This window comes from Ramlibacter sp. GS1-15, assembly GCF_057785015.1.
The window spans coordinates 2,232,880-2,244,876 of the sequence record NZ_JBYNTU010000001.1; the positions used below are offsets into that span (position 1 = coordinate 2,232,880).

The following is an 11,997-nucleotide window of genomic DNA, read 5'->3' on the forward strand; positions in this document are numbered from 1 at the left end:
GCGAAAGCTACAATTTGACCATAGTTCCGCTGGGCTTTCCGCAGCGCAACAAGCTCCCGAACATGAAGCTGCAACCCGACCAGTTCGACGTCCAGGCGATCAGCGGCTACGGCCCGGGCTGGGTCGGCGTCAATGGTGAAAAGATCACACACAGCGTGATCGTCGCGTCCACCGGCGAGCGCATCGACTGGCATGCGTCACGTTTCGAGGACCTCGGACCCGAACATTTCGCGCAGCTGGCCCGACTCGGCATCGAAGTGGCGCTCTTCGGCAGCGGCTCGCGCATCCGTTTCCCCCGGCCCGCGTGGCTGAAGCCGCTGATCGACGTCAGCGTCGGGCTCGAGACGATGGACACGGCTGCGGCCTGCCGCACCTACAACATCCTCGCCCAGGAAGGACGCCGGGTGGCAGTAGCACTTCTGCTCGAAACCACCGGTGACTGAGCAGCGCCGGTAAGGCGTTTCGGGGTAAAATCTTCTGCTGCGGCCGGGGGCCATCACCCCCAGAAGAGCCGGCAGCGAGCACCCCTGTCACACGAGAAACAATTCCCATGGCGATCGTTGTCAACAAGCCCATCCCCGAATTCGAAGCCAACGCCACGGGCGGCATCAAGGTCACGAACACATCGCATCTCGGCCAGGTGCTGGTGCTGTACTTCTACCCCAAGGACAACACACCCGGCTGCACGACCGAGGCCATGCAGTTCCGCGACAAGTACAAGGACTTCGTGAAGGCCGGCGCGACCGTGTTCGGCGTGTCGCGCGACAACATGAAGTCGCACGAAGAGTTCAAGTCCAAGCTCGAGCTTCCCTTCGAGCTCATCGCCGACACCGAGGAAAAGATGTGCCACATGTTCGGCGTGGTCAAGAACAAGATCATGTACGGCAAGAAGGTGAAGGGCATCGAGCGCTCCACCTTCCTGATCGGCCCCGACGGCGTGCTGAAACAGGAATGGCGCGGCCTCAAGGTGCCGGGCCACGTCGATGACGTCCTCAAGGCCGTCAAGCTGCTGAAGAAGGCCGCCTGAGCCGCGTCGCCGCTGCGCTTTGACGCTTGGTTGCAACAGGGCGGACTCTGACATTGCTGCGCAGCACCGCCTGTGCATAATGGGTCCATGCTGTTGATCCAGGCGCCACGCGCCGTCACTGCTGAAGTTGATCAAGCCGCCGCGCTCATCGGGCGGCTTTTTCGTTTCTTGGCCTCCTCAACAGGGAAATCCCACCTCCATGCCTCTGCCTCCCGCCCCGACGAAACGCGCTGCCCTGCTCCCGCCGCAAGCCTACGACGCTCCGGCCCGGCCCTTGCACAAGGCGCGAAAAACGGAAGGGTCGCAAGAGGGCAGCCCGATCGCTGAACGGGCCGTGGTCCTGGAGTTCGACCCGCGCGGCGGCAGCGGCGGCGGCGATTCGCACCCGGAAGCGCTGCTGCGCGAAACGACCGACACCTACACGGAACAAGCCGAGACGGCCGTGCGCCGCGCGATGCAGCCGGCCGCCCGGCCCGCGCGCAAGTCGCCCAAATCCACCGGTCCCAAGAAGCTGTTCGTGCTCGACACGAACGTGCTGATGCACGACCCGATGAGCCTGTTCCGCTTCGAGGAACACGACATCTTCCTGCCGATGATCGTGCTGGAGGAACTCGACGGCCACAAGAAAGGCTCGACCGAGGTCGCGCGCAACGCGCGCCAGGCGAGCCGCTCGCTGGACGCGCTGGCCGCCGCCAAGGGCGCGGACATCGCCTCGGGCCTGCGGCTGGACACCACGGGCCACCCGGAGGCGCGCGGCTGCCTGTTCTTCCAGACCCAGCCGCTGCAGAACCAGTTGCCCGCCAGCCTGCCGCAAGGCAAGGCCGACAACCAGATCCTGGGCGTCGTGCAGGCGCTGCGCGAGCAGTACGCGCCGCGCGAGGTCGTCCTGGTGTCCAAGGACATCAACATGCGCGTCAAGGCGCGCGCGTTGGGCCTGAACACCGACGACTACCAGAACGACAAGACCCTCGACGACCTCGACCTGCTCTACTCCGGCGCGCTGGCCCTGCCCGCCGACTTCTGGACCAAGCACGGCAAGACCGTGGAGAGCTGGCAAAGCGGCCACCACACCTTCTATCGCATCAGCGGGCCGATCGTGCCCAGCCTGTTGATCAACCAGTTCGTGTTCTTCGAGGCACCGGGCGAGCCGAGCCTCTACGCGCGAGTGACCGAGATCCGCGGCAAGACCGCCGTGCTCAAGACGCTGAAGGATTACGGGCACCTCAAGAACGCCGTCTGGGGCGTCACGACGCGCAACCGCGAGCAGAACTTCGCGATGAACCTCCTGATGGACCCGGAAGTCGACTTCGTCACGCTGACGGGCACGGCCGGCACCGGCAAGACGCTGCTCACGCTGGCCGCGGGCCTGACGCAGGTGCTCGACGACCGCCGCTACACCGAGATCATCATGACCCGCGCCACCGTGAGCATGGGCGAGGACATCGGCTTCCTGCCGGGCACCGAGGAAGAGAAGATGGGTCCCTGGATGGGCGCCATGGACGACAACCTCGAGGTGCTCGCCAAGACGGAGACCAGCGCGGGTGAATGGGGCCGCGCGGCGACCAACGAGTTGATCCGCAGTCGCATCAAGATCAAGAGCATGAACTTCATGCGCGGCCGCACGTTCCTGAACAAGTACGTGATCATCGACGAGGCGCAGAACCTCACGCCCAAGCAGATGAAGTCGCTGGTCACGCGCGCGGGCCCCGGCACCAAGATCATCTGCATGGGAAACCTCGCGCAGATCGACACGCCTTACCTCACCGAAGGCTCCTCGGGCCTGACCTTCGCGGTCGACAAGTTCAAGAACTGGCCGCACAGCGGGCACATCACGCTGGCGCGCGGGGAGCGTTCGCGGCTGGCGGATTTCGCGAGCGAAGTGCTCTAAGTCGTACAGGGGTGCGCGCAGGGGGCGCGGCATGGGACACCCGGCCTGACGGGCACCGCCTGACGCGAGCCCCCCAAGCTCACGCTAGCCCGCACCACTGCGCCACCCGGTGCGCCAGATCGACCCATAGAGCGAACAGCGCGGCGATCACGAGCAGCAATCCCGAAACGCGCACGCCCCAGTCCTGGCGCGCGCGGCTGGCCTTGTCGCGCAATTTCGCGAAGAGCGTCGGCGCGGCGGCGAGCCACAGGCCGCTGCCGATGGCGAACAGCGCCATCGAGATCGCTCCATCCATCGGGTCACCGGAAAGCGACGCGACCAGCAGTGCCGAATACAGCAACCCGCATGGCATGAAGGCCCACAGCGTTCCTGCGGTGAACAGGCCGCCGCGCGCGCCGATCCAGGGTCTTAGCCTGGTCCACGCCGTGCGGCCCGCGCTCGCGACCCACATCGGCTGGCGCGCCAGCGCCAGCAGCATCAGGCCCCAGCCCAGCACGGCGACATGGAACATGGTCCACACCGGCCGCAAGGCCGCGGTCTGCTGCGCGAGCCAGGCGAGGCCTTCCACGGTTTGCGCGGCCACGGCGCCGGCGGTGGCATACCCCGCCAGGCGCCCGGCCTGGAACACCCAGGGCGCGAGCTTGCGCTGACGGCCGATTCGCACCACGCCCGCGCAGGCTGCCCCGCACATCGCCGTGCAATGCGGCCCGCCGGCCAGGCCCATGACGAGCGCGGTGGCGGCGAGCGCGTACGACATCAGATGATGCGGGAGAACCGCGCGCGGTTCTGGTCCGCCTGGAGATAGCGGTCGAAGACCATGGCAATGGCACGCACGACATACCAGCCCTGGGGCGTGACCTGGATGCAGTTCTCGTCGGTCTCCACGAGCCCCATGGCCTCGTAATCGCGCAGGCGTTCGAGCTCGGGCTCGAAGTACTCGCGGAACTGCAGCAGCCAGCCGAGCTCGATGGACTCGAACAGCACCTGGCCCTGGCACATGAGCGCCATGATCACCGCACGCCGCGCGAGGTCGTCGCGCGAGAGCGCCAGGCCGCGCACGACCGGCAGCCGCCCCTGGTCGAGGTGGTCGGAATACTCCTCCAGCGTCTTGGCGTTCTGGCTGTAGGTCGCGCCGATGCGCCCGATCGCGGACACCCCCAGGCCGATCAGGTCGCAGTCCGGCTGCGTGCTGTAGCCCTGGAAGTTGCGGTGCAATCGGCCCTGGCGCTTGGCGATGGCCAGCGCATCGTGCGGCAGCGCGAAGTGGTCCATGCCGATGTACACGTAGCCCGCCTTCTGGAAGGCCTCGAGCGCGAGCGACAGCATCGCCAGCTTGTTGGCGCCGCCCGGCAGGTCGGCGGCGTGGATGCGCCGCTGCGGCTTGAAGCGGTCCGGCAGGTGCGCATAGCCATACAGCGCGATGCGGTCGGGCCGGATCTGCACGACGCGGTCCAGCGTGCGCTGGAAGCTCTCGGGCGTCTGCAGCGGCAGGCCGTAGATCAGGTCGACATTCACCGAGTCGAAGCCCACGACCCGCGCCGCTTCCATCAGCTGCGCCACCTGCTCGAACGGCTGCACCCGGTGCACGGCCTGCTGCACCGCGGGCTCGAAGTCCTGCACGCCGAAGCTGATGCGGTTGAAACCGAGCTGCGCGATGTGCTCGAGCCGCGCGGCATTCACCGTGCGCGGATCGATCTCGATGGAGTGTTCACCCCCCGGCACCAGGTTGAAACTGCGGCGCAGCATCGCCACCAGCGCCGTGAGCTCCTCGTCGGACAGGAACGTGGGCGAGCCGCCCCCCAGGTGCAGTTGCGTCACGGTCTGGCCGACGCCGATCTGCCGGGTGTACAGGTCCACCTCGCGAGCGAGCAACCGCAGGTAGTCCGCACCGCGCTCGTGCTTCCTGGTGATGATCTTGTTGCACGCGCAGTAGTAGCAAAGCTGCTCGCAGAACGGGATGTGCACGTACAGCGACAGCGGCAAGGCGAGTGCGGCCGGTCCGCCGCGGCGCTGCTCGAGCGCCTGGGCCAACTCCGGGGCGCCGAAAGCCTCGACGAACCGGTCGGCCGTGGGATACGAGGTGTAGCGCGGGCCGGGAACATCGAAACGGCGCAGCAGCTCGGGGGTGATCGGGATCATGGGGACAACTTTGCGGCCCCGGCATGCGGGACGGCTTGACATGAGTCAATCGCCCGGGCGGAGCAGCCCGCAGAATTTGATGCAAGTCATGAACGCCAACACTCTCCTCCCGCGGCCCGAGCCCTTCGCGGCTCAGCTCTCCGTCGCGTGCTCGAAATGCAACCTGCGCGAGCTGTGCATGCCGGTGGGCCTGCGCCCCCACGAGCTCGAACGCATCGACCAGCTGGTGGCCACGCGCCGCAGGATCAAGCGCGGCGCGGCGCTGTTCCGCAACGGCGAGCCCTTCCGCTCGCTGTACGCGATCCGCACCGGCTTCTTCAAGACCTGCATCTCCAGTGAAGACGGGCGCGACCAGGTCACGGGCTTCCAGATGGCCGGCGAGATCATCGGGCTGGACGGCGTCGCCCTGGACCGCCACACCTGCGACGCCATCGCGCTCGAGGACGCGGAGGTCTGCGTCATGCCCTTCGCCAGCATCTCCGAACTTTCGCGCGACGTGCCCGCCTTGCAGCACCATGTGCACCGGATCATGAGCCGCGAGATCGTGCGCGAACACGGCGTGATGCTGCTGCTGGTGAACATGCGCGCCGAAGAGCGCCTCGCCGCCTTCCTGCTGAACCTGGTGCAGCGCCTGCACGCGCGCGGCTTCTCGCGCACGGAGCTCGTGCTGCGCATGACGCGCGAGGAGATCGGCAGCTATCTCGGCCTGAAGCTCGAAACCATCAGCCGCACCTTCTCGAAATTCGCCGAGCTCGGATGGATCCAGGTGAGACATCGGCACCTGCGCATCCTGGATCACGACGCGCTGCAGCGCCTGGTGGGCGATCCCGGCAACAAAGGTTGAGCCCCGTCAACCGATCGCGCCGACGCATTCGGTAGCCTGAGGGCAGGCCCGGTCGCGGGCGAATCGGAGCAAATTTGGACAACTCGATGGCAATGGAGCGCCCGAAGCCCTGGCGTCTCAAAGGCCGTGAACTGCTGCCGCTGGTGCAAGGCGGCATGGGCGTGGCGATCTCGGCCGGCGGACTGGCGGGCACGGTGGCTTCTTTCGGCGCGATGGGCACGATTTCGTCCGTCGATCTGCGGCGGCTGCATCCGGACCTGATGGAAAGCACCGAGCGGCTGCATGGCGCCGCGGCCAGGCAGGCGATCAACGAAGCGAATCTCGTCGCGCTGGAACGCGAGATCGGGCGCGCGCGGAAGATTTCGCAGGGCCGTGGCGCGATCGCGGTGAACGTGATGCGTGCCGTGAGCGAATACGAGCCCTACCTGCGCCAGGCGATGCGATGCGGCGTCGATGCCGTCGTCGTCGGCGCGGGCCTGCCGCTGGACCTGCCGGACATCGCGCGCGAGCATCCCGATGTCGCGCTGGTACCCATCCTGTCGGACGCGCGGGGCGTGCAGCTGATCGTGCGCAAGTGGGAGAAGAAGGGACGCCTGCCCGACGCCATCGTGATCGAACATCCGCGCCTGGCCGGCGGACACCTGGGTGCGGCGAAGGTGGCCGACCTCGACGATCGCCGCTTCGACTTCGATGTGGTCCTTCCCGAGGTGCTCGCGTTCTTCAAGAGCGCGGGAATCGAAAAGGAGGTCCCGCTGATCGCCGCCGGCGGCATCGGCAGCCGGGCGGACATCCTGCGGCTGCAGGCGCTCGGCGCTTCGGCCGCGCAGCTGGGCACCGCTTTCGCCGTCACGCAGGAGTGCGACGCCGACATCGAGTTCAAGCGCGTGCTGGCCGGCGCGAAACCCGAGGACATCGTGGAATTCACGAGTGTGGCGGGCCTGCCCGCGCGCGCCGTGCGCACGCCCTGGCTGGACAAATACCTGCGCATCTACCCGAAGCTGCAAGGCGTCGCGCACGTGAAGTCGCACTGCCATATGTGGTTCGACTGCCTCGCGCAATGCGGCCTGCGCGACGGCAAGCGCGATTGGGGCCAGTTCTGCATCGACAAGGTGCTCGGCCTTGCTGCCAGCGGGGACGTCCGAAAGGGCCTATTCTTCAGAGGAGCCGGCAAGCTGCCGTTCGGCAGCGAGATCCGGCCCGTGCGTGACCTCATCCAGTGGTTGATGGGCGGCACGATGAGTGGAGCCATCGCATGAAACGCGAACCCGATCCGGGCGCTGCGCCCACCTTGCCGGCCCAGCCGATCGGGCTGGACGTGCTGCGCGAAAAATACTTCAAGCCGGGCGAATCGAGCGAGGAACAGCTGTTCCAGCGCGTCGCGCGCGCGCTGGCCAGCACGGAGCGTCCCGAACTGCGCGCCGAGTGGGAGCAGCGCTTCCTGGACAACCTGAAGGCCGGTGCGATCGGAGCGGGCCGCATCATGAGCGCCGCGGGCACCGAGCTGGAAGCGACGCTGATCAACTGTTTCGTGCAGCCCGTGGGCGACTGCATCCAGGGTGTCGACGACGAAGGCTACCCGGGCATCTACGAGGCGCTGCGCGAGGCCGCCGAGACGATGCGGCGCGGCGGCGGCGTGGGCTACGACTTCTCGCGCATCCGCCCGCGCGGCGCCGAAGTGAAGGCCACGCATTCGCTGGCCTCCGGCCCCTGCAGCTACATCGACGTGTTCGACCACTCCTGCGCCACGGTCGAGAGCGCCGGCGCGCGCCGCGGCGCGCAGATGGGCGTGCTGCGCATCGACCATCCCGACGTGCTGGAGTTCATCACCGCCAAGCGCAAGCCGGGCCGCTGGAACAACTTCAACGTGTCCGTGGCGGTGACGGACGAATTCATGCGCACGGTGCAGGCCGGCGGCGAGTGGGCGCTGGTGCATCGCGCGAAACCCGGCGCGGCGATCATCGCGCAGGGGGCGCACGTGCGGCCGGACGGCCTGTGGGTCTATCGCACGATCGCGGCCCGCGAACTGTGGGACACGATCATGAAGTCGGCCTACGACTTCGCCGAGCCCGGCATCCTCTTCGCCGACACGATCAACCGCGAGAACAACCTGCGGTACTGCGAGAAGATCACGGCGACGAACCCTTGTGTGACGGCCGACACTTGGGTCATGACGACCGAAGGGCCGGCGCAGGTGTGTGACCTGGTTGATCGACCCTTCGTGGCGGTCGTCGACGGAAAAGGTTTCCGCGTCGAGAGCAATGGCTTCTTCGCCACGGGCACCAAATCGGTCGTCCGGCTGCAGACCAGGGAAGGCTACACGCTACGTATGACGGCCGACCACCGCGTGCGCCGGGTATCCCGCAAGACGCGCTATTCGCTCGAAGTGGAATGGACACCGGCCGGCGAATTGCGTGCGGGTGACGAAGTCGTCTTGCACGACCATCGTGGCCTCGCGGGATGGCAAGGCGCCGGGACGCGCGACGAAGGTTATTTGCTGGGCTTGCTGGTCGGCGACGGCACCCTCAAGAGCGACAAGGCAGTCATTTCCGTCTGGGCGCCCGAGCTCAAGCAGGTCGCCCAAGGAGCGCCCAGATATGCACTCACGGGCGCTGCAGGCATCGTCGCCGCCGCTGAAGCGGCCGCAGCCACCCTGCCCCATCGCGCGGACTTCCGCGGCTTCCAGCGCCCCGTGGCGGGCGGTCGCGGCGAAGCGCGACTGGCGTCTGCGTCACTGCGCGATCTCGCGCTGTCGCTCGGCATGAGTCCGGGCCACAAGACGATCACTCCGGCGGTCGAACGTCAGTCCAGCGATTTAAGCTGCGGATTCCTGCGCGGATTGTTCGATGCCGACGGCTCGGTCCAAGGCTCGCAGGACAAGGGGATCAGTGTTCGCTTGACGCAAAGCGACCCCCAGCTCCTCCACGCAGCGCAGCGCATGCTGCTGCGACTGGGCATCGCGTCCTGCGTCTACCGCGGGCGGAAGCCTGCGCTCGCGCGTCCCATGCCCGATGGCAAAGGTGGCCAACGCAGCTACGAGACGAAGGAGGTCCACGAACTCGTCGTCGCGGGGGAGAACCTGCGTTCATTCGCAGAACGAATCGGTTTCTCTGATACGACAAAGACCGCCAGGTTGGACGATGCCTTGTCCGCCTACAAGCGCGCGCTGAATCGTGAGCGGTTCACAGCCACGATCGAATCCGTAGTGGACGACGGCACGGAGGATGTTTACGACGCGACGGTCGCGGATGTCCACGCTTTCGATGCGAACGGCTTGTATGTCCACAACTGCGGCGAACAGCCCCTGCCCCCGTACGGCTGTTGCGACCTCGGCCCGGTGGTCCTCACGCGCTTCGTGCGTCATGCCTTCGGCTTCGGCGGCGCGCCGCAGTTCGACTTCGAACGCTTCGCCCATGCCGTCGCCATCCAGGTGCGCGCGCTCGACAACGTGCTGGACCTCACGCACTGGCCACTGCCCCAGCAGCGCGCGGAAGCGATGGCCAAGCGGCGCATCGGCGTGGGCTTCACGGGCCTCGGCGACGCGCTGGTGATGCTGGGCCTGCGCTACGACTCGCCCGAGGGCCGCGAGATGGCAGCGCGCATCGCGCGCTGCCTGCGCGACACCGCTTATGCCGCTTCCGTGGACCTCGCGAAGGAGAAAGGTCCCTTCCCCGTGTTCGACGCGAACGGCTATCTCGAAGCGGGCACCTTCGCGAGCCGCCTCGACGAGCCGCTCAAGCAGGCGATCCGCGAGCACGGCATCCGCAACAGCCACCTGCTTTCGATCGCGCCGACGGGCACGGTGAGCCTCGCGTTCGCGGACAACGCCTCCAACGGCATCGAGCCCGCGTTCTCGTGGACATACCGCCGCAAGAAGCGCGAAAGCGACGGCACGACCACCGAGTACGACGTCGAGGACCACGCCTGGCGCCTGTACCGCTCGCAAGGCGGCGACACGAGCCGGCTGCCCGCCTCGTTCGTGTCGGCGCTCGAAATGCGCGCGGCCGACCACCTCGCGATGATGGAAGCGGTGCAGCCGTTCGTCGACACGGCGATCTCCAAGACCGTGAACGTACCGGCCGACTATCCCTACGAGGACTTCAAGAGCCTCTACATGGAGGCCTGGCACGCGCAATTAAAGGGCCTGGCGACGTACCGGCCGAACGACATCCTCGGCGCGGTGCTCGAGGTGCCCGCTGCCGGTGCGAGCGAGCCCGAGGGCGTGCAGGCCGCCCGGGCCGTGGTGGACCCGATGCGCGCCGTCATCGAGAGCCGGCCCAAGGGCAACCTGCCGGCCGTGGTCGAGAAGATCGAGTACTGGACCCAGCAAGGCCGCCAGAACCTGTACCTCGTCGTCTCGTTCCTGCCGCTGGCGGACGGGCGCGAGCGCGCGATCGAGTTCTTCATGCCGGTCGGCCAGAGCGGCGAATCGCAGCAGTGGATCACGTCGAGCATGCGCCTGCTGTCGCTGGCCGCGCGCGGCGGCTTCCTCGAGCGGGCGCTGGCCGACATGCGCAAAGTCGCGTGGGACCGCGGCCCGGTTCGGCTGGGCACCTACACGAAGGCCGACGGCGCGCAGGTGCCGCTGTGGCACGACTCCGAGGTATCCGCCATCGCCTACGCGATCCAGAACATCATCGCCCGCCGCAAGGGCGAGCCGGTTGCGCAGCTCGCGATGCCGGAAGCGACGACGGGCACCGCGCCGCAGGTGCTGGCGGGGCGCAAGTGCCCCGAATGCGGTGCGCATGCGCTGATCCGCAAGGACGGCTGCGACTGGTGCTCCAATTGCGGGCACATCGGGTCGTGCGGATGAAGTCGATCGCCCTCGGACCCGCGCCGCAGCCGCCCGGCGGCTGGTCCTGGGACAGGCTCGACGCAGCCCCGCACCGCCTCGCCTTCTTCCTCGCGATGGTGGTGCTGGTCGCGTCCGGCCTGTGGTGGACCACGCTGCAGGCCGACCGCGTGGTCGGCCTCGGGCTGCCGTACCAGCTGTCGCCGTCGGTCGTGCATGCGGCGCTGATGACCTTCGGCTTCATGCCGCTGTTCTTCGCCGGCTTCCTGTTCACCGCCGGGCCGAAATGGCTGGCCATGCCGGCTCCGCAGGCGCGTGAGTTGCGGCCCGCCCTGCTGCTCGTCGCCCTGGGCTGGCTCGCGTGGCCGATCGCCGCGCATGTCCACCCGATGCTCGCCGCCGCATCGCTGCTGTTGCCGCTGGCGGGTCTCGGGTCGATCACGCTCCGCTTCTGGCACCTGGTCCGCGCGAGCGCGGTGCCGGACCGCATCCACGCGAAGTGCATTGCCGCTGCGCTGGCCGTGGGCTGGGCGAGTCTCGCGGGTGTGCTCGGTTCGGTGCTGGCCGACGATCCCGGGGCGGCCCGCACCTTCGTGCACACGGCCTTGTGGGGTTTCATCGTCGCGGTGTACGTCGTGGTGGCGCACCGCATGATCCCGTTCTTCACCTCGGGCGCGCTGCCGATGGTGCAGGCGTGGCGCCCGTTCTGGGTGTTGCGCGTGCTGCTCGCGGCCTGCGTGTTCGAGGCGGCGAGCCCCTGGATCGAGCTCGTGACCGATGCGCCCGCCTGGCACGGCATCCGCGGCGCGATCGAAGTCACCGCCGGCGGCGTGGTCGTCTGGCTCGCGTTCGCATGGGGGCTCGTGCAGAGCCTGAAGGTGCGGCTCGTGTCGATGCTGCACCTGGGTTTCTCGTGGCTGGGCGTCGGCCTGGCGTTGTCGGGCGCGTCGCAGCTCGTGCAGGCGCTCACGGGCGAGGAATGGTTGCCGCTGGCCGGCCTGCATGCCGTCACAATGGGCTGCCTCGGTTCGCTCATGGTCGCCATGGTCACGCGCGTGTCCTGCGGCCATGGCGGCCGGCCGCTGGTGGCGGACAACTTCGTGTGGGTGCTGTTTTGGGTGCTGCAGGCCTCCGTCCTGATCCGCATCGCCGCGGCGGCGCCGACCGACGTCGCCCTGCGGCTGACGCTCGCGGCGGCGGCGCTGTGGGCAATCGTGCTCACCATCTGGGCCGTGCGGTATGGTGGCTGGTATGGACGCCCGCGCCTGGATGGCCGTCCCGGTTGAACCGCACGGGAAGTTCTGGAGACA

9 protein-coding genes are annotated in these 11,997 nt (G+C 67.8%); 7 read left to right on the forward strand and 2 right to left on the reverse strand.

Translation table 11 applies throughout. From position 1 onward, the window contains the following. Positions 1 to 62 precede the first annotated feature (62 nt). From AC3EF3_RS11205 to AC3EF3_RS11215, 3 genes are all read left to right on the forward strand, one after another. Complete coding sequence (locus AC3EF3_RS11205) at positions 63 to 443, forward strand: Mth938-like domain-containing protein (protein ID WP_488532229.1); 381 nt, start codon at positions 63 to 65, stop codon at positions 441 to 443. Positions 444 to 550: 107 nt separating this feature from the next. Beyond that, positions 551 to 1,027: a peroxiredoxin gene (locus AC3EF3_RS11210; protein WP_488532230.1), complete on the forward strand. Its 477-nt coding sequence runs from the start codon at positions 551 to 553 to the stop codon at positions 1,025 to 1,027. 199 nt (positions 1,028 to 1,226) lie between these two features. Continuing rightward, entirely contained in the window at positions 1,227 to 2,915 is a 1,689-nt protein-coding gene (locus AC3EF3_RS11215; RefSeq protein ID WP_488532231.1) for a PhoH family protein, read from the forward strand. Positions 2,916 to 2,994: 79 nt separating this feature from the next. Here AC3EF3_RS11215 and AC3EF3_RS11220 read toward each other — a convergent pair whose 3' ends face one another. Further along, positions 2,995 to 3,672 carry a sulfite exporter TauE/SafE family protein gene (locus tag AC3EF3_RS11220; protein WP_488532232.1) on the reverse strand — a complete coding sequence of 226 codons (678 nt, stop codon included), beginning with the start codon at positions 3,670 to 3,672 and terminating at the stop codon, positions 2,995 to 2,997. Beyond that, entirely contained in the window at positions 3,672 to 5,054 is a 1,383-nt protein-coding gene (gene hemN, locus AC3EF3_RS11225) for an oxygen-independent coproporphyrinogen III oxidase (protein WP_488532233.1), read from the reverse strand. Before hemN ends, AC3EF3_RS11220 begins: the two co-directional genes overlap by 1 nt. 88 nt (positions 5,055 to 5,142) lie before the next feature. On the opposite strand from hemN, the gene fnr reads away from it, so the two are divergent. The 4 genes from fnr to AC3EF3_RS11245 all read left to right on the forward strand — a co-directional run bounded on the left by fnr (position 5,143) and on the right by AC3EF3_RS11245 (position 11,973). Beyond that, positions 5,143 to 5,898: a fumarate/nitrate reduction transcriptional regulator Fnr gene (fnr, locus tag AC3EF3_RS11230; protein WP_488532234.1), complete on the forward strand. Its 756-nt coding sequence runs from the start codon at positions 5,143 to 5,145 to the stop codon at positions 5,896 to 5,898. Positions 5,899 to 5,990: 92 nt separating this feature from the next. Further along, a complete protein-coding gene (locus tag AC3EF3_RS11235) occupies positions 5,991 to 7,154 on the forward strand; it encodes an NAD(P)H-dependent flavin oxidoreductase (protein WP_488532235.1) in 1,164 nt (387 codons plus the stop codon). After that, positions 7,151 to 10,708: an LAGLIDADG family homing endonuclease gene (locus tag AC3EF3_RS11240; RefSeq protein ID WP_488532236.1), complete on the forward strand. Its 3,558-nt coding sequence runs from the start codon at positions 7,151 to 7,153 to the stop codon at positions 10,706 to 10,708. Before AC3EF3_RS11235 ends, AC3EF3_RS11240 begins: the two co-directional genes overlap by 4 nt. Then, complete coding sequence (locus AC3EF3_RS11245) at positions 10,705 to 11,973, forward strand: NnrS family protein (RefSeq protein WP_488532237.1); 1,269 nt, start codon at positions 10,705 to 10,707, stop codon at positions 11,971 to 11,973. Before AC3EF3_RS11240 ends, AC3EF3_RS11245 begins: the two co-directional genes overlap by 4 nt. Positions 11,974 to 11,997: the final 24 nt, after the last annotated feature.

Bases quoted from the DNA above. Each gene is read 5' to 3' on its own strand.
- AC3EF3_RS11205 (WP_488532229.1), top strand. From the start codon at position 63: ATGAAGCTGCAACCCGACCAGTTCGACGTCCAGGCGATCAGCGGCTAC.
- AC3EF3_RS11210 (WP_488532230.1), top strand. From the start codon at position 551: ATGGCGATCGTTGTCAACAAGCCCATCCCCGAATTCGAAGCCAACGCC.
- AC3EF3_RS11215 (WP_488532231.1), top strand. From the start codon at position 1,227: ATGCCTCTGCCTCCCGCCCCGACGAAACGCGCTGCCCTGCTCCCGCCG.
- AC3EF3_RS11220 (WP_488532232.1), bottom strand. From the start codon at position 3,672: ATGTCGTACGCGCTCGCCGCCACCGCGCTCGTCATGGGCCTGGCCGGC.
- hemN (WP_488532233.1), bottom strand. From the start codon at position 5,054: ATGATCCCGATCACCCCCGAGCTGCTGCGCCGTTTCGATGTTCCCGGC.
- fnr (WP_488532234.1), top strand. From the start codon at position 5,143: ATGAACGCCAACACTCTCCTCCCGCGGCCCGAGCCCTTCGCGGCTCAG.
- AC3EF3_RS11235 (WP_488532235.1), top strand. From the start codon at position 5,991: ATGGAGCGCCCGAAGCCCTGGCGTCTCAAAGGCCGTGAACTGCTGCCG.
- AC3EF3_RS11240 (WP_488532236.1), top strand. From the start codon at position 7,151: ATGAAACGCGAACCCGATCCGGGCGCTGCGCCCACCTTGCCGGCCCAG.
- AC3EF3_RS11245 (WP_488532237.1), top strand. From the start codon at position 10,705: ATGAAGTCGATCGCCCTCGGACCCGCGCCGCAGCCGCCCGGCGGCTGG.